This is a genomic window from Blautia sp. AM47-4 (assembly GCF_003479865.1).
In the GTDB taxonomy this organism is placed as follows: Bacteria; Bacillota; Clostridia; order Lachnospirales; family Lachnospiraceae; genus Fusicatenibacter; species Fusicatenibacter saccharivorans.
This window is the reverse complement of the sequence record NZ_QUHY01000003.1, coordinates 1-18438: the sequence shown is the minus strand read 5'-3', so window position 1 is coordinate 18438 and position 18438 is coordinate 1. Positions and strand designations below refer to the sequence as shown.

Here is an 18438-nt window from a genome sequence, read left to right as displayed (position 1 = left end):
CAAACGATGCAGGTGCTGTTTTCAGTTTGTGGTTTATCCCAGATACTGCGGGTTGTCCCAGATTGCTTGAGAGAAAAGAAAAAATTTGGTATGCTGATGAGAAGTAGAATCTTCGATAAGAAGAGTATGGGGGAAAATAATGAATTTAATTTTATGTGATGATGATAAAGCATTTTTAGATAAACTGGAAATCAGAATCTGCGGTCTGTGCCAGGAGCATGGGATCGCGGTGGAAATGGAGAGCTATACGTCCGCGAAGGAGATGCTGGAAGGAATCAAAAATCTTGATGAGATTTCTGTTTTTTTTATTGATATTGATATGCCGGAAGTGAATGGATTTGAGGTTGCATCGTATCTGAAAAAGTGGAACAGGGAATGTTGTATTGTGTTTGTATCGAATAAGGATGATCTGGTGTTTCAGTCATTGGTGTATCATCCATTCTTTTTTATCCGCAAGGCACATCTGGATGAGGAACTGGAGCCGCAGTTGCTGGAACTGCAGAAAAAGGCAGGAAAGAAAGTTCCCCAAATAGAACTGCAGACAGGGCGTCAGAGTGTAAAACTTGCATTGCGTGATATCTGGTTTGTGGAGAGCGAGAAGAACTATCTGCTTTTTTATCGGGAAAAAGATACGAGGGATGAGGCGATTCGTGTAAGAATGAAAATGTCAGAAGTGGAGAAAAAACTAGAAGCGCATAAATTTGTAAGGACACATAAAGGATATTTGGTTAACATGAACTATGTATATCGGTTGCGCGAAAAAGAACTTCTGCTATTGAACGGGAAAAGCATTCCTGTCAGCAGAAATTATCTGAATCAGGTTCGAATGAAAATTATGGGAGTGGTGATGGAATGAGTGCAACATTTTGGAAGGTTTTTGAACTTACGATTTCCGTTTTGGAAAATATGCTTCTGCTGGGATTTTGTATGGATTTCATGCAGCAGCGGCCGAAAGGAAAACGGGGGAAATTTTTATGGTTGTTCGCGGTGCTGGTCGGAATGATTTTTCCGGCGCTGGAAAAGTATCCGGCGATTTATGATCGATGGGAATTATGGCTTACATTGCTCTGGCTGTTTGGATATCTGGCAGTGAGTACGCGGGGCAGTATCTTCGAAAAATCATTGCTGCAGTAGTTGCGAGGGAATTAACGACGTTTGTGAATACAGCAGTTCTTTTTGGATGCAGTTTACTTCTACAAGAGAGTGTAGCATCTTTTATTCAACAACAGGATATCGCGAGAATTGCTACTGTTCTTTTGACGAAAATCTTATATTTTTTTGTAGGCAAAATTTTAAACGGCCTTCTTTTTGAAAGGAAAAATCTGGTGAACTGGCAGTGGATTGTTATAGGATGCAGTCTTGTATTTTCAACCGTTGCGGGAAAAACATTGATTACCTTGTCCAGAGATTTTCCGGGAATCCAGATGCAGGAACAAAAATTAATGCTGCTGTGCGTGTCCTGTATCTGGCTGATGTGCTTGATTATGTACTTTGTAGTACAGCAAATGAGCAAAGATAATCAGACAAAGCTAGAATATGAACTGATGAAAGAAAAAGAGAAATATTCAAAGGAAAGTATGGAAATTATTAAGAGAAGTAATGAGGAATTACGAGAATTTAAACATGATTTGAAAAATTATCTTTTACCTCTGCAAGAGGCAATGGAGACCATGCCGCAGTCGGAAATGGTAAAGGTATGGAAAAAAATTAATCAGAAAATTGAAGATGTGCAGACACTAATTCAGACAGGAAACAGTTATGTGGATTCTATGATTAATACAAAAATTACTTTTGCGAGAAGTGAAAAAGTAGATGTGAAATGTACGATTCTGAGCAAAATAGAAGGAATTGATGATTTGGAGTTTTGCACTGTGTTTGGAAATCTCATGGATAATGCGATTGAAGCAGAGCGGAAAGTTACAGAGAAGAAAGAAATTATAATTTTTGTAGAGGAAAAAATGGGATATCTTCGGTTGGAGATTCAAAACAAAATAGAGAAATCTGTTTTAAATGAAAATTCAAGTTTAAATACGACGAAGAAAGATACAAGCAGCCACGGGATTGGGCATAAAAGTGTAAAACGGACGATGGAAAAGGTAGGTGGTGCGTTAAAGTATTATGAGACAGGAGATTTGTTTTGCGCAGAGGCAGTATTTCCGATAAAAGGATATCAGTGTCAAAAGACCTTTTGATAACTACCTCATAGAACGCAATAAAAAAGACTTTGTTTGTATGAAGGAAGCAAAAAGAATGCGGATTTCAAAGAACAAAGTCTTATTTCTTGCTATCTGTACCGATTATCCCAGATAGAGCATGATATCCCAGATCCGTTGACGATGGAGAAAATTTTCGTTATGCTTCGAGTAACAGAAGAGAAAGAACGAAATTTTGAAAAGAGGGGATATATGGGAAAGAAAGTGTTGGGAGTTCTGACGATATTGCTGCTTCTTTCGGGTTGTCAGAATATGGGGAATGAGTCAAAAAATTTGCAGCAAGTAGAAAAACAGGAAAATGGAGAAGAACGGAATATTTCTATCAGCAATGATGAAACGGAAACAAATGTGACACATGAAAATGATCAGGAATTAAGCAATGGTGAACACATCCGTTTTCAGCTTGGCAGCCAGGCAAAAATTGATGCGGTTGTTGACATGCCGGACAAAAAATGGAACGAGTTTGAAAAATGTATGATAGAAGTGGATGGATTTCAAGGAGAAAGTGTGTTCAATAAAATACTTGGGAAACTTCCGGAAAGTGGATTGGAAACAAGAAAAGGAGACATGGGAGAGCCAGATGTTTGTTATTCGTATGAGGGAATACTTGGCGAACAATTAAAAAATCAAAATGGAACGGTGTCTGTCAGCAATATATTAGGAGTGGAAACGGAAGAAGGAAAAAAAGTTTATTATAATTTACCTGTTGAATATATTACATCAGCCTATGGTGAAGGGATTTTGGTCAGAGACAATGAGCAGGAAATTTCATTGGAAGACGAAGAAAAGCTGATAGAGGAAGGAAAAGAGTTTGTTAGATGGATTGGAGACTGGGAAAAAGTTGAATTGACCAGTAAATACAGTTTTTCGTATAAACAGATGGAAAAACAGCAGGAATTAATGGAACAGGCAATCGAGAATGGAGAATTGCTAAAGCCTCAGAAGATTCAGAAATATGAGTGGTCAAAAGCAGATGACTGTTTACTGCTGTTTTTTCAGAGCTATCTAAATGGGGTTCCTGTATTATGCAATGAAATTAACCGGCAGGATGATCTTTATATTCCGTCATCTAAAATACAGGCTGTTATAACGGAGGGCGGGATTCAATATCTTCAAGCAGTTAATCACTATGCTATCCGGGAAAAGGAACCGGTATCTCTTGCGGAAAAAGATATTATCTTGGAAACGCTGAGAAATAAGTATGATTTGGCAATTGCTGAGCCGATTACGCTGGATCAGATGAAACTGATTTATTACCCGATGACAACGGGAAGAAATGAAACGGGGCATTGGATGTGCGATATGATTCCTGCGTGGCAGTTTCGATTTATAGAAGATGAGATCGAACAGTATGTTTACATCAATGCACTGGATGGACGGGAGATTGTAGGGTGAGTTTGATACAAATCATGGATAAAAACAGGAACAGGAGGAACTATGAGAAAAATGTTTAAAACAGTGGCGTTAACAGCTGCACTTCTTCTTTTTACCGCAGGAAAAACAAAAGCAGACGTAAATGTAAATAGTACATTCTATTTTACTGCGAATGGGCAAAAAGTGACAACATCAGCTGCAGCGTTAAAACCTGATGATGGAGACAATAACGCATATGTTACAACATTAGCGGCGGCTCCAAATGGAGGACTGCCAAGTACGGTATTTTCAAATGGAGGAACATTTTACTGCAGAACACGACTGGCAGCAAATGACAGTGTAGTTTCAAATTTGTTTACCTTCAAATCGAATCAGAAACAGATACAAGCATATCCGAGTGGAAATGCAAGATATGGACAATATTACAAATTACGAGCAGAAATTGATGGTACAAAAATCTCGGGAAGCGTAAGACAGAGTGTCAGATGGTGCCCGTAATTAAATAAGAGTTGTTTGAAATCCATGATTTGTTCAAAGAATAAATTGTTTTTGCGGAAGATGTGTCTCTGGGCTAAGCAGGGTCACATCTTTTATAGAAGGCGAAGAGGGTAAGATGCTATATCAAAAAATAGCCTGCAAGATGGCAGAGTATTTAGAAAGAGAAGCTGTTATTGAAAAAGAGCAGAAAGAAGAATGCGCATATGGATTGGAAATGCTAATTTCATCGATCTGTTTAGCTGGAATGCTGTTTGGTGTAGCTTATTTTTTGAAGGCGATAGATAAAGCTGTTTTATATTATATTCTGTTTGCATGGATAAGAAAATATGCGGGTGGATATCATGCGAAAACATACATTGGATGTACAAGCTTATACCTGTTAACATTTTGCTTTAGTGTCTTTATGGAAAGGAACTTGCTATATATTTTAAACCTGAAACAAATGCAAAGTTTTGAAATTGTAGTCATGATAAGTTTGATGATTACGGTAGTTTTTTTTGCTCCAATTGAAAATGTAAATAATCCAATTGAAAAAGAGAATAAAGAAAAATATTATTATTATGCGTTGGTTAGAACAGTGACTGTGATAATAATTAACATTGTATGTATGATCAAAAGAATTGAAGTTTATCATTGGAATAGCATTTGTTTATTTTGGGTTTTGATATATATGTATATTGGAAAATGGATAAGAAAATAAAACATATATTTCTGAAAAAAATAGCAGAACTCGCATTTAAAATGAGTACAAAAGGACACAGAGAAGTTTCGAGGGAGGGAATGTACCAACCAGTAAAACCATCTCGAAAATCAAAACAGAAAGAAGGTGATCTTTCATGAATTTTTTTCGAATGATAAAAATGGATTTTAAAAGAATGTTTTTATCAGGAAAATTTTATTTTGCCATTGCAGGTGCGATGCTGGTTACCGTGTTGAACATCAGTCAGGAAGCAATGCAGAGCCGGTGGAATGCATCGGTATATTACCTGGTTGTCAGCAGCCATGGTGTGGGGGCATTTTTTGAAGTGTTTTCTGTGCTGGCTGTGCTGCCGTTTGCGCTGAGCTATTGGGAAGACAGCAGAAATGGCTATCTTAGATGCATTGAGACACGCATAGGGAGAACAGCGTATTGCTGGTCGCATCTGGTAGTGGCCTTTTTCGGCTCTGTGATCAGCATTTTTCTGGGAATGGCAGTTGTTTATGGCGTTTTGGCATTAAAAATACCGTGGATAAAAAAAGAAGAGCTGAAACATTAACAGGCGGTTTAAGCTATGGAAATGGACTCGTCCTGCCGTTTTACCTTGCCGCAAGATTTGGAGTTGAGGCTGTCAAGTATGCATTTATGGCAGTTTTTGCGCTTATGATATCGGGAAAAATAAAAAATCTGTTCGTGCTGGTCAGCACACCGGCTCTTTTTTATTATGCAAGCCAGCTTGTAGCAGAAGCGCTGCAGCTGCCGGGCCAGATGAGATGGTACCAGCTCCATGGGGGAAGTATCCGGAATTTTAAGGATTTTTTTGTGATAGCTGGTTATTTCCTTATTCTGACAGGAATGGAAGGTGTAATTTTCGTGCGAGTGGTAAAGAGGAGGGCGCAGAATGGATAGAATACGGATGAGCCTCGGGTATGTCAGATACGTTTGCGGAAAACATTCACAACACCACGATTTTATGTTGCGCTGTTGTGGATTGCGATCCTTTTTCATGTAATGACGGCGGGTATTCGAGGCTTCTGCGAGCAGACCGGAGTTGATGTGACTTTTTGGATGCTGCCGTTTATGACCAGATATAATGGAGACCAGATTATCATCGTTCTTGGGGCTCTGCTGCTTTTCTGTGATGCTCCGTTTCTGGAACCGAACAGCGGGTGGCAGATTCTGCGGGTCGGGCGGAAAAGCTGGTTTTGGGGAAACATGCTATACATTGTGGTTGTTTCCTTTTTTTACACCATATGCTTAAGTATGATTCCGGTACTGCTTGTGTTTCCGAATGTAGGGTGGGAAACCGGATGGGGGAAGGTGATCAGTACGCTGGCTCAGACGAATGCGGCATATACCTTTGACCAGGAACCTTTGGATTATCTGATCCTTTCGCGATTTTCGCCGCAGGAGGCAATGGGGCTCACAATGCTTGCAATCTGGTGCCTGTCGGTTATGACAGGCGTTGTGAGTTATGCCGGAAATTTTCTGGTACACAGGGGATTTGGAATCGTCATCAACTGCGGCATCGCACTCACCGCGCTTCTGCTCAGCAAATTTTCCAGCATCACAATCGGCTATTACTGCGCGCCGCCGCTTTGGATGAACATTGCAAGCTACAAGTGGCAGGGGTATGGAAACGGGCCGTCGATAGCATATGTTTACAGTGTCTTTGCGGCTGTCATCGGCGCATGTACGATCCTCTCGTATCTCGGGATTCGGAAAAAGGATCTGAACTTTGTGGAGGAAATCTGAAAGAATGGAAGAAAAGATAAGAATAGAAAACGTGACAAAAAAGTTTGGCAGCTACGCGGCGTTGGACGGGATCAGCCTGAGCTTTGAAAAAGGAAAAATTCACGGAATGATCGGAAGAAACGGAAGTGGGAAGACGGTACTGTTTAAGTGCATCTGCGGATTTCTCCGGGTGGATGATGGCGCGGTTTTTGTGGATGGAAAGCAGATCGGGAAAGAGATCGAAGCGCCGGAGAGTATTGGCGCCATCATCGAGACACCGGGCTTTCTTCCGGGCTACAGTGCCAGACAGAATCTGCAGTTTCTCGCCGGCATCCGCAGGAAGATCGGAAAAAGGAGATCGATGCGGCCATCCGAAAAGTCGGACTGGATCCGGAAGCGAAAAAGCATGTCGGCAAGTATTCGCTCGGCATGCGCCAGCGTCTCGGTATTGCACAGGCGATTATGGAGGAACCTTCCCTTCTGATTCTGGATGAACCGATGAACGGTCTCGACAACCAGGGCGTGCAGGAGATGCGGCAGCTGTTTTTGAAACTGAAAGACGAAGGAAAAACCATTCTTCTTGCCAGCCACAACCGGGAAGACATTGCAGCACTGTGCGATACGACGGTGGAGATTGACAGAGGAAAGATTGTAGGCTGACGGAAAAAAGTTGCTCGTTTTTGGTGAATCTCATTGTCTTCCGGTGAAGCAGAGAATATAATAAAAACACAGAGAAGATCGAATCTTACGCTATTTGGTGTAGGATGGAGACAGGGAAAACAAAAAAAGATTACGAAAACGAGGACATGAACAATGGCAGACAGACACACAACAGAAAAATTGCTGGAGGGCGAACGCCTTTCCGGAAAGGTGACACTCTTTGCAAAAGTAACGATTTTACCGGGTGATGAGCTTCCGTATCATGAGCATCATGGGGAGACAGAAGCGTATCACATCCTGTCCGGTGCGGGTATGTATCAGGATAACGACAAAACCTACCCGGTGCAGGCGGGCATGACGACGTTCTGCGAGGACGGCAGCGGCCATGCGGTTTCCTGCGCAGGGGAAGAACCGCTCGTGTTTCTGGCGATGATTCAGAAAAAAGTAGAATAAGCAGGTACGGATATGAGCAGAAAGAAAAAGCCCAGAATGGAATACCGCTATTACGAAGTGCCGGAAAAATGCCCGGTGCTGGTGCTGCAGGGAGAAAAATGGTTGCAGAATTATGGGTACCAGATTGATTATCTGCATTTTCATAACCTGATGGAGATCGGTTTCTGCTATTACGGTGAGGGAACGATTGTTTTGGAAGATGAGGAACTGCCGTATCATGGCGGTATGTTTACGGTGGTGCCGAAAAACTTTCCGCATACAACAAACTCAAAAGAAAACAGTGTATGTTCCTGGGCATGGGTGTTTGTGGATGTGGAAGGATTTATTACAGAGCTGTATAAGGGCAATATGCGCATGGCACAAAAGCTGATTGCGCGTATTAACCAGAAGGCCCATTTTGTGAAAAATGAGGAAAGGCCGGAGGTCGCGGAGATGATCAAACTGATCATTAAATGCATGGGTGAAAAACGGGAATTTTATCTCGAGGAAGTGAAAGGACTGACCAGAGCGCTTCTGATGCAGATTGCCAGATGGAATGAAAGGGACGAGGAGCAGGAAAAGAATTCTATTGTAGATGATGCCAGTATCGCTCTGATTCTGCCTGCGCTGGATTATATTGGAGAAAATTATAAAGAGATTCTTCGAATTGAGGAGCTGGCAGAGGTATGTCATATCAGCGAAACACATCTGCGCCGTATTTTTCAGGAATCCATGCGGATGACGCCGGTTGAGTACATTAACTGGGTCCGGATCCGGGCGGCATGTAAGGAACTGCGGAAAACAAATATTTCTGTAAATGAGATTGCAATGCGAAGCGGATTCACAACAATTTCTACATTTAACCGTAATTTCCGCCGGATTCTTGGTGTATCTCCACAGCAGTGGCGAAGTGCACCGGAACATTATGAACGAAAATTGTTGAATTTTGATATAAAAACACAGGAAGGATGGTGATGTCCGTCAAAATGCATATAAATGGTTGAAAATGCATAGTATAGAGTTAAAAATGCGCACAAACGACGGGAAAATATGTTATACTTTGTACATGTTGAGGGAATAAAAACATAAAAAATGTACAAAACAACCAAAAAATTTCTGCGCTGTAAAAAGTGCGGAGGTTCCGGTTGTAAAATAACATCTTAAGGAGGATGTGCAATATGAAAAGAAAAATTGTATCAATCGTAATGGCATCAGCAATGGTATTTGGACTGGCTGCATGTGGTTCCAGCGGAGGAACTACAACAAGTTCCAGCAACGGCGGAAACGATGCATCAGCAGCAAGTGAAACCACTGCAAAATCAGAGAGCAGCGACGTAGTAGAGGGCAGCTCTGATGATGACAACACCTTAACCGTATGGACCTGGGACCCGAACTTCAACGTTTACGCGATCAAGAAAGCAGCTGAAATTTATGCACAGGATCACGAAGGATTCAAAGTAGAAGTCAGCGAAGTACAGTCCGACGACATTGAAACCCGTCTGACCACAGCAGTTTCCGCAGGAGACTTAAGCACTCTGCCGGATATCTTCCTGATGCAGGATAACTCCTTCCAGAAATATGCAACCAACTATCCGGACATCTTCACCGATCTGACCGATTCCGGAATTGATTTCAGCGAATTCTCATCCGCAAAAGTTGCTTACTCTACTCTGGATGGGAAGAACTACGGAATTCCGTTCGACAATGGTGCCGTTATCGAGTGCCTGCGTACTGATATGCTGGAGCAGGCAGGCTTCACCGTAGATGATTTCACAGATATCACCTGGAATGACTTTATGGAGAAAGCAAAAGTTGTCAAAGAGAAAACAGGCCAGCCGATCCTGACATCTCAGGCCGGATCTCCGGACCTTGTTATGGAAATGCTGCAGTCCTGCGGTGAGTCCCTTTTCAACGAAGATGGATCTGTCAACATCGTAGACAACAAAGCACTGAAACCAATCCTTGAGATTTACAGCCAGATGGTAAAAGATGGCACTCTTGTAGAGGTTACTGACTGGGATCAGTACATCGCATCCATCAACAACGGAACTACAGCAGGCGTTATCAACGGATGCTGGATCATGGCTTCCATCACAGCAAATGAAGATCAGTCCGGCAAATGGGCAATCACCAATATGCCGAAACTGGACGGCGTTGACGGAGCAACCAACTACTCCAACAACGGTGGTTCTTCCTGGGCAATTTCTTCCAACTGCAAAAAACAGGATCTTGCCATTGACTTTATGAAATCTACCTTCGCAGGCAGCACAGCTCTTTACGATGATATCATCGCAAAAGGCGCTCTGGCAACCTGGGCACCGGCAGGAGATTCCGAAGCATATGCACAGCCAGTTGCATTCTTCAGCGATGACCCGGTTTACGCAAAGATCGTTGATTTCGCAACCAAGACTCCATCCAACATCACTGGAGCATTCTACTACGATGCACGTGATGCTGTCGGAACCGCACTTTCCAATATCATCCAGACAGGAGCAGATATGGACAGCGAACTTCAGACCGCACAGGAAACTGTAGAGTTCAACATGGGTGGCTGATATCCTGCAATACATAAAAAAGTAGGACGATAAGAAACGGGTCTGCTTCCTGGACAGACAGAAGCAGGCCCGTTCTGTATCTATGCGGTGTGTGTTTGAAAAATGATTTCTGCAGGAGAACATGAAATGTTGTCTGCAAAAAGATTTTTTCAAACACACGCCAGGTAAAAAAAGAAAGGAAGATTCCATGAGCAGTCAGAAGAAAAAAGGAATGAACTTGGAAAGAAAACAGAATCTTACCGGCTGGGCTTTCCTGATGCCGGCAACGATCCTGATCGCATGGATGAGCTTTTATCCGATGATTCAGGCATTCATCCTGTCTTTACAGACAGGTATGGGCATCAACCTAAAATTCAACGGATTTGCAAACTATGCCCGTATTTTAAAAGACCCGACCTTTAAACAGACCTTAAGCAACACCTTCTTTTATCTGATTATTCAGGTGCCGATCATGCTGATCCTCGGCCTGATGTTTGCTTCCATGCTGAACAACAAAGATCTGCGTTTTAAGGGACTGTTCCGTACCTGCATTTTCCTGCCGTGCGCAACATCTCTCGTATCTTACGCGATGATCTTCCGTTCCCTGTTTGCAAATGACGGTTTTATCAACACCGTTCTCCGCGGCCTCGGCATGAACCCGATCATGTGGTTCTCCAATGCGTGGACAGCCCGTGCGGTTATCATCATCGCCCTGATCTGGAGATGGACCGGATACAACATGGTCTTCTATCTCTCCGGTATGCAGAACATTGAATATTCGATCTACGAAGCAGCCAAAATCGACGGCGCAAGCCCGCTGCAGACTTTCTTCAAGATCACCGTTCCACTGTTAAAACCGATGATTCTGCTGACCACAATTACTTCTACCAACGGTACTCTGCAGCTGTTCGATGAGTCCCTGAACCTGACAAACGGAGGTCCTGGAAAATCAACCATGACCATGTCTCATTATATTTACAATATGTCCTTTGTACAGAGCCCGAACTTTGGCTATGCGGCAGCAATGTCCATCCTGATCCTGATCATGGTAGCCATTCTGGCACTGCTTCAGATGAAAGTAGGTGACGAGCGATAATGGGAAAAGCAAAGAAATTTTTCATGTATCTGATTTTAACGGTAGCGTCGATCCTTTCTGTTTTTCCGCTGTACTATATGTTCTGCGCGTCTACAAACAGAAGTATTGATGTCATTGCCGGAAAACTGATTCCGGGTACGTATCTGATTGACAACTTTAAAGCGCTGATTGCGCAGCAGAACCTGCGCCTTGCACTGTGCAACTCCTTCCGGAATGCGACGGTGCTGACCATTCTCTGTCTTCTGGTCTGCTCGATCGCCGGTTATGGATTTGAGATCTATCATGATAAAGCAAAAGATGCGGTATTTACCGTACTTCTGACTGCGATGATGATTCCGTTCGCAGCCATCATGATCCCAATGTTCCGTATGTTTTCCCAGCTAAAGATGGTCAACACGATGGCAGCTTTCATGCTTCCTTCGATTTCAACACCGTTCATGATCATGATGTTCCGCCAGGCTTCCCGTTCCTTCCCGCACGATATCATCGAAGCGGCAAGACTCGATGGCTTAAGCGAGACAGGAATTTTCTTTCGTATGTATATGCCGACCATGAAATCGACGTATGCGGCAGCAACAATCATCACCTTTATGAACGCATGGAACAACTACCTGTGGCCGAAGGTTATCTTACAGAACAATGAATCCATCACCATGCCGATGCTGGTAGCGAACCTGCTCGGCGGCTACACTGTAGATTATGGTGTGCTGATGCTCGGCGTATTTATCTGTACGATCCCGACAGCAATTATTTTCTTCTGCTTCCAGAAGAGCTTCACAGAAGGTATCACAGGTGCCGTAAAATAAGAAAAAGAATCGAACAGAAAAGGTGGATATTTGGATGAATATCCACCTTTTTTTCAAAAGATCAAAAAGAACAAAATTCCAGAAGGAGGAAAATAAAAATGGGTGTATTTCAGTATGAAAAAGTGAAGGACCCGACGTACTATGGAGAAAACCGGGTGGCGGCGCATTCCGATCACAGATATTATGGATCGGTGGAAGAAATGGAGCAGCATGTGGAAAACTTCCGTCACAGTCTGAACGGACTGTGGAAATTCCATTACGCAAAGAACTACGAGAGCACGATTCCGGGATTCGAGACACCGGAGTATGACTGCACAAAATGGGACGATATCCGCGTGCCGGCACATATCCAGATGGAGGGATATGACGCACCGCAGTATGCCAATGTGCAGTACCCATGGGAAGGAAGAGAAGAGATCCAGCCGGGCGAGATTCCGGAGCGGTTCAATCCGACGGCTTCCTATGTGAAATATTTTGAAGTGCCGGAGCAGATGAAAGGAAAACGGCTTTTTGTTTCCTTCCAGGGAGCAGAGAGCGGTATTGCCGTATGGCTGAACGGAACGTTCCTTGGCTACAGCGAGGATACGTTTACTCCGTCCGAGTTTGAACTGACCCCGTATCTGAAAGAGGGCGAAAATAAACTGGCTGCGCAGGTTTTCAAATGGACGAGCGGAAGCTGGTGCGAGGATCAGGATTTCTTCCGTTTCTCCGGTATTTACCGTGATGTGTATCTGTACACGATTCCGGAGGTTCACGTTTCGGATCTGAAAGTACAGACGCTGCTGGATGATACGTTTACGAAGGCAGATCTGGTCATTGATACGAAAATGATCGGAACAGGAAAGGTAAAAATTACCCTGTTAAAAGACGGAACGGCACTGCAGAGCACCGAAGGTGTGCTGGATGGGGAAACACAGTTTGTTCTGAAAGTCGATCACCCGGAACTGTGGTCCGCAGAGACACCGGTGCTGTATGATCTTCTGCTGGAAGTCACCGCAGAGGATGGAACGGTGCAGGAACTGATTCCGCAGAGAGTCGGATTCCGCCGCTTTGAGATGAAAGACCACATCATGATGCTGAATGGAAAGCGGGTTGTCTTTAAAGGCGTCAACCGCCACGAGTTCAGCTCCGTATCCGGCCGTGTCGTTTCGAGAGAAGAGCTGATCAAAGACCTGACGACGATGAAACAGAACAACATCAATGCAATCCGTACCTGCCATTACCCGGATGCGGTCGGCATTTATGATCTGTGCGATGAATACGGTCTTTACATGATCGCGGAGTGCAACATGGAGTCCCATGGAACGAGAGATACGGATGCGGTACGAAGCGGAGATTTCTCCGGTGTTGTACCATGCGACCGCCCGGAGTGGATGGACTGTATGCTCGACCGTGTCAATTCGATGTATCAGAGAGACAAAAACCATCCGGCGATTCTGATCTGGTCCTGCGGAAATGAATCGTTTGGCGGAAAAGTTATTTTTGAAATGTCCCAGTTATACCGGAAAATGGACCCGACCCGTCTCGTTCATTATGAAGGAGTTAATGACGACCGCAGATACAACGACACCAGCGATATGGAAAGCCGGATGTACACCACCGTCAATGAAATCCGTGAATTCTTGTCGAAAGACAGAAGAAAACCGTATGTCTGCTGTGAGTATGCACATGCGATGGGAAATTCCTGCGGCGCCATGAAGAAATATATGGATCTTGCCGAGGAAGAACCGCTGTTCCAGGGCGGCTTTATCTGGGATTATATCGACCAGTCAATCTACAAAAAAGACCGCTACGGAAAAGAGTTCCAGGCGTACGGCGGAGACTTTGATGATCATCCATGCGATTACAATTTCAGCGGAAATGGTATTGTATACGGCGGCGAGCGCGATGCTTCCCCGAAGATGCAGGAAGTAAAATTCTGCTATCAGAACATTGCTGTGGATGTACAGAAAGACAAAGCAGTTGTAAAAAATAAGAACCTGTTTGTGAATACCGATGCGTTTGACTGCGTGGTAATTCTCGAAAAAGAAGGAAAGAAACTGAAAGAAGTGCCGATGGAAATTTCCGTGGAGCCGCTTTCCGAAAAAACAGTGGAGCTTCCGATTGCCGTACAGACCCTTCCGGGCGAGTATGCGGTGACCGTTTCCTTCCGCCTGAAAGAAGATACCATATGGGGCAAGCGCGGCCATGAAGTTGCATTCGGACAGGGTGTTTATGAAGTGGAAGCACCGGCGAAAGCAGAAAAACCGGCGAAATTTGAAGTGATCCGTTCCAACCATGATTTTGGTGTGCGCGGCGAAAATTTTGATGTGATGTTCTCCGATCTGAACGGCGGACTCGTATCGTACCGTTACGGCGGCGTTGAGATGATCAAAATGATTCCGAAACCGAACTTCTGGCGTGCGCCGATCGACAATGACTGCGGAAGCCTGATGCCGATGCGTTACAGCCAGTGGAAGATTGCTTCAATGTATCTGTCCCACAAATATCCGAACGGCAGCCATTATCCGGGACTGTATGCGCCGGAAATCGAAGTACACGAGGACTGCGCAGAAGTCAGCTACCGCTATGTAATGCCGACCACACCGGCGAGCGAGTGCCGTCTGACCTACCGTGTCTTCGGCGATGGAAGCATTCAGACGACGCTGACGTATGATCCGGTGAAAGAGCTCGGCGATATGCCGGAATTCGGCATGATGTTCAAACTGGATGCCGATTATGACAACGTTACCTGGTACGGCATGGGACCGGAGGAGACGTATGTGGACCGCTGTGCCGGAGCAAAGCTCGGTGTTTATAAGAATAAAGTCGAAGATAATATGGCGAAATATCTCGTTCCGCAGGAGTGCGGCAACAAGGTTGGTGTACGCTGGGCAACCGTGACGAACCGCAAGGGCCGCGGTATGATGTTCAGCGGCGACAAGATGGAATTTTCCGCACTGCCGTACACACCGCACGAGCTGGAAAATGCGATGCATCCGTATGAACTGCCGCAGGTACATTACACCGTTGTGCGCGTGGCAAAACAGCAGATGGGTGTTGGCGGAGACGACAGCTGGGGTGCACAGACCCATCCGGAGTACCTGATTCCGATTGATAAAAAACTGGAGTTTACCTTTACGTTTAAGGGAATCTGATGCGTTCAGCCCATTCTGTCCGTGGACAGGATGGGCTGTCTGCGAAAGAAAAGGAGACAAAAGCAGATGGGGAAAGAAGTAAATTTTGGAAAGCTCCTGCACGGGGGCGATTATAACCCGGAACAGTGGCTGGATTACCCGGAGATTCTGGAACAGGATCTGGCGTATTTCAAGAAAGCCAGAATCAACGAGGTTTCGCTTGGCATGTTTTCCTGGGCATTTTTAGAGCCGGAGGAAGGAGTTTTCCGTCTGGAATGGTTAAAAGAGGTGATTGACCGCCTGTACGAAAACGAAATTGTGGTTATGCTTTCCACGCCGACGGCGGCAAGACCGCGCTGGATGGCGGAAAAATACCCGGAGGTGCTCCGTGTCAATGCAGCGAGAGAACGGAATCTGTACGGGGAGCGCCATAATCACTGCTATACCTCACCGGTTTACCGGGAAAAAACGAGAATCATCAATACGAAGCTGGCGGAAATGTTCAAAGATCACCCTGGCGTGATTGCATGGCATATTTCGAATGAATACGGCGGAGAGTGCCACTGCCCGCTGTGCCAGGAGGCATTCCGCGGCTGGGTGAAGAAAAAATACGGCACACTGGAACGGCTGAACCGTGTCTGGAATACCGGGTTCTGGAGTCATACTTACCAGAGTTTTGACCAGGTGGAGAGCCCGTCTCCGAAAGGAGATTTTTCGCTGCATGGACTGAATCTGGACTGGAAACGGTTTGTGACGGATCAGACCGCGGATTTTGTAAAATGGGAAATCAAAGCGCTGCGGGACGCTGGGGCAGAACAGCCGTCTACTATCAATATGATGTATAACTTTACCGGACTGAACTACTACAAGTTTGCCGATGTGATTGACTTTGTATCCTGGGACAATTATCCGACCTGGCATAAAGAGGCGGAGACGGTAACAGCGATGGATACAGGTATGCAGCATGACATTATGCGGAGCATTCAGAAAAAGCCGTTTTATCTGATGGAGAGCTGTCCTTCCGCAACGAACTGGCAGTCCGTCAGCAAGCTGAAAAAACCGGGCATGCTGCAGGCCGCGTCACTGCAGGCAGTTGCGCATGGGTCGGATAGTGTGCTGTATTTCCAGATGAGGCAGAGCCGCGGTGCATCCGAAAAATTCCATGGGGCCGTGATCGACCATTATGGCGGATCGGATACTAGGGTATTCCGTGAAGTGACGAAAGTCGGCGCAGCTTTGGAGAAACTGCAGGAAGTGAACGGTTCGCAGAACCCGGCGGAAGCAGCCGTGATTTATGATGTCGAAAACCGCTGGGCGGTGGAAGATGCGGCGGGTCCGCGGAATGCAGGTGTTTTTTATAAAGAAACCGTGGAAAAGCCATATCAGGCATTCCGGAAACTGGGCATCAATGTGGATGTGATTGATGAGACGTGCAGCCTCGACGGATACCGTGTTGTGGCAGCGCCGATGGTTTATCTGCTGCGGGAAGGATGGACAGAGAAGGTTCGGAACTTTGTGAAAAACGGCGGAATTTTTCTGCTGACTTACTGGTCCGGCATTGTGGATGAGACGGATCTCTGTTACTTAGGCGGAACACCGCATGACCTGATGGATGTGATGGGATTCCGGAGTATGGAGATTGACGGACTGTACGATGGCGAATGGAACGAGGGCATTCCGGAACCGGAAAATCCGCTGCATCTGGAACTGGCATACCGCTGCAGTCATCTCTGCGAGCTGGTACAGCCATCGACGGCGGAAGTAGTGATGACATACGGAAAGGATTTCTATGACGGCATGCCTGCGATGACCCGGAATGTGTACGGAAAGGGAAAAGCGTATGCCGTTTGTGCGGACTTTGAACAGGGACTGTACGATGAAGTCTGCCGGAAACTGGCAGAAGAGGCCGGTGTGGAGCGGATCGTGGAAGAAGTTCCGGAAGGTGTGGAAGTCACGATGCGTAAGCAGAAGGACGGAACCAGGTACGTGTTTGTCCAGAACTTTAACCGGGAGGCCGTTGCGGTCAAACTGCCGATCGAGCGCTATCCGGTATGGCAGGGAACGTATGACGGAACGATCGGAAGCTGGAAGACGATTGTGCTGAAAGGAAGATAGAAGAGAAGAAAAGTCTGTTGAGAAAAACCGGAATGGGCTGTTTCTCAACAGACTTTTTTCGTTCATGCATTTGCGGCAGCGTCTTCTTCCTGCGCCAGCTTTTTCTTATACGCTTCGCCCCAGTCCCACATCGCATCCATGATCGGGCGGAGGCTGAAGCCGAGTTCCGTCAGGGAATATTCGACACGCGGCGGTACCTCGGCGTAAACTTTACGGTTGACCAGACCGCTCTGTTCCATCTGGCGGAGCTGGGAAGTTAAAACTTTTTGAGAGACGTGACCGATGGACTTTTTCAGCTCGCCGAACCGCATGGTGCCGTGGAGCAGCAGATCGCGCAAGATCAGAATTTTCCATTTATCACTGATCAGAGTCAGCGTAGTTTCCACCGGGCAGGGCGGAAGATCAGCAAGAGAAACGGGTGTTTTTTCTGCGGATGACATAAGAGAAAACCTCCTTTTTGAAGAAAATAATGATTTGAAAGATGGCGGAAACGTCTGATTTTACACAATAGTATCTTTTGGGTAACTACACCACAATATTGTGCTTACTTTACGAAAGAACTCTATGGACTTATTATAAAGCCATCGAAAGAAAAAAACAATTCAAAAAAACAAAATGGAGGAAAGTAAAATGAGCAAAGCAGTAGAATTTTTAAATGAGAATCCGGTACAGTATCTGGCAACGGTAGGTCGTGACGGAAAGGCAAAATGCCGCCCGTTCATGTTTGCAGGAGAGGTTGACGGAAAACTGTGGTTCTGCACCAACAACACAAAAGATGTTTACAAAGATATGCAGGAGAATCCGGAAATCGAAATCTCTGTTTCCAACCCGTCCTACGCATGGATCCGTCTGCACGGAACCGCAGTGTTTGAAAATAACATGACTGTAAAAGAAGTGTGCATGCAGAACCCGATCGTAAAAGGCCAGTACCAGACCGCTGACAACCCGATTTTCGAGGTATTCTATCTGGACAATGCACACGGTGTAATCGCAGACTTTTCCGGAAACCCACCGTACGAGTTTTAATCTGTCACTATGAATTTGAAAACTGCGTGTCGCATTCTCGTTACTTTAGCCTGCAAATAAAAAGTCAATACTAAAATTGAAGAAAGTTAAAAAACTTTACAGGTTAAAAATTAGGCATTAAAATAAGGCCACCACAA

Annotated in this window: 18 protein-coding genes and 1 pseudogene; 18 read left to right on the top strand and 1 reads right to left on the bottom strand. The window is 45.1% G+C overall.

The window, feature by feature from the left end:
- Nucleotides 1–139 precede the first annotated feature (139 nt).
- The 17 genes and pseudogenes from DW965_RS02700 (at nt 140) to DW965_RS02620 (ending at nt 17275) form a co-directional block, all read left to right on the top strand.
- On the top strand, nt 140–856 hold the full coding sequence (locus DW965_RS02700; protein WP_119197993.1) for a LytR/AlgR family response regulator transcription factor: 717 nt from the start codon (nt 140–142) through the stop codon (nt 854–856).
- Nucleotides 853–1134, top strand: a complete 282-nt coding sequence (locus tag DW965_RS19035) for a hypothetical protein (protein WP_119197992.1) — start codon at nt 853–855, stop codon at nt 1132–1134. Before DW965_RS02700 ends, DW965_RS19035 begins: the two co-directional genes overlap by 4 nt.
- Nucleotides 1135–1157: 23 nt before the next feature.
- On the top strand, nt 1158–2192 hold the full coding sequence (locus DW965_RS02690) for a sensor histidine kinase (protein WP_158582787.1): 1035 nt from the start codon (nt 1158–1160) through the stop codon (nt 2190–2192).
- 213 nt (nt 2193–2405) lie between these two features.
- Nucleotides 2406–3608: a hypothetical protein gene (locus DW965_RS02685; RefSeq protein WP_147398768.1), complete on the top strand. Its 1203-nt coding sequence runs from the start codon at nt 2406–2408 to the stop codon at nt 3606–3608.
- A gap of 42 nt (nt 3609–3650) precedes the next feature.
- On the top strand, nt 3651–4085 hold the full coding sequence (locus tag DW965_RS02680) for a hypothetical protein (RefSeq protein WP_119197989.1): 435 nt from the start codon (nt 3651–3653) through the stop codon (nt 4083–4085).
- Nucleotides 4086–4200: 115 nt separating this feature from the next.
- Nucleotides 4201–4785, top strand: a complete 585-nt coding sequence (locus DW965_RS02675; RefSeq protein ID WP_119197988.1) for an accessory gene regulator B family protein — start codon at nt 4201–4203, stop codon at nt 4783–4785.
- A gap of 136 nt (nt 4786–4921) precedes the next feature.
- The gene (locus DW965_RS02670) at nt 4922–5341 is read left to right on the top strand and encodes a hypothetical protein (protein ID WP_119197987.1); all 420 of its coding nucleotides are present in this window, start codon (nt 4922–4924) and stop codon (nt 5339–5341) included.
- Nucleotides 5311–5691, top strand: a complete 381-nt coding sequence (locus DW965_RS02665; RefSeq protein ID WP_119197986.1) for a hypothetical protein — start codon at nt 5311–5313, stop codon at nt 5689–5691. Before DW965_RS02670 ends, DW965_RS02665 begins: the two co-directional genes overlap by 31 nt.
- 171 nt (nt 5692–5862) lie before the next feature.
- Nucleotides 5863–6537, top strand: coding sequence for a hypothetical protein (locus DW965_RS02660; protein ID WP_147398767.1), 675 nt, complete (start codon nt 5863–5865; stop codon nt 6535–6537).
- Between the two features lie 4 nt (nt 6538–6541).
- A pseudogene (locus DW965_RS02655) lies at nt 6542–7176 on the top strand (ABC transporter ATP-binding protein).
- Nucleotides 7177–7329: 153 nt separating this feature from the next.
- Entirely contained in the window at nt 7330–7629 is a 300-nt protein-coding gene (locus tag DW965_RS02650) for a cupin domain-containing protein (RefSeq protein ID WP_022461296.1), read from the top strand.
- A 12-nt stretch (nt 7630–7641) separates the two neighbouring features.
- Nucleotides 7642–8583: an AraC family transcriptional regulator gene (locus tag DW965_RS02645; protein WP_022461295.1), complete on the top strand. Its 942-nt coding sequence runs from the start codon at nt 7642–7644 to the stop codon at nt 8581–8583.
- A 203-nt stretch (nt 8584–8786) separates the two neighbouring features.
- Nucleotides 8787–10163 (top strand): ABC transporter substrate-binding protein, encoded by a 1377-nt coding sequence (locus DW965_RS02640; protein ID WP_022461294.1) that lies wholly within the window; start codon nt 8787–8789, stop codon nt 10161–10163.
- A gap of 187 nt (nt 10164–10350) precedes the next feature.
- On the top strand, nt 10351–11238 hold the full coding sequence (locus tag DW965_RS02635) for a carbohydrate ABC transporter permease (RefSeq protein ID WP_022461293.1): 888 nt from the start codon (nt 10351–10353) through the stop codon (nt 11236–11238).
- The gene (locus DW965_RS02630; RefSeq protein ID WP_022461292.1) at nt 11238–12044 is read left to right on the top strand and encodes a carbohydrate ABC transporter permease; all 807 of its coding nucleotides are present in this window, start codon (nt 11238–11240) and stop codon (nt 12042–12044) included. Before DW965_RS02635 ends, DW965_RS02630 begins: the two co-directional genes overlap by 1 nt.
- 98 nt (nt 12045–12142) lie before the next feature.
- Nucleotides 12143–15181 (top strand): glycoside hydrolase family 2 TIM barrel-domain containing protein, encoded by a 3039-nt coding sequence (locus DW965_RS02625; RefSeq protein WP_117761862.1) that lies wholly within the window; start codon nt 12143–12145, stop codon nt 15179–15181.
- Nucleotides 15182–15247: 66 nt separating this feature from the next.
- Nucleotides 15248–17275 carry a beta-galactosidase gene (locus DW965_RS02620; RefSeq protein WP_117510080.1) on the top strand — a complete coding sequence of 676 codons (2028 nt, stop codon included), beginning with the start codon at nt 15248–15250 and terminating at the stop codon, nt 17273–17275.
- A 62-nt stretch (nt 17276–17337) separates the two neighbouring features.
- On the opposite strand, the gene DW965_RS02615 is transcribed toward DW965_RS02620, so the two are convergent.
- Complete coding sequence (locus DW965_RS02615; protein WP_117761860.1) at nt 17338–17715, bottom strand: winged helix-turn-helix transcriptional regulator; 378 nt, start codon at nt 17713–17715, stop codon at nt 17338–17340.
- Between the two features lie 190 nt (nt 17716–17905).
- On the opposite strand from DW965_RS02615, the gene DW965_RS02610 reads away from it, so the two are divergent.
- Nucleotides 17906–18301 carry a pyridoxamine 5'-phosphate oxidase family protein gene (locus DW965_RS02610; protein ID WP_119197984.1) on the top strand — a complete coding sequence of 132 codons (396 nt, stop codon included), beginning with the start codon at nt 17906–17908 and terminating at the stop codon, nt 18299–18301.
- Nucleotides 18302–18438: the final 137 nt, after the last annotated feature.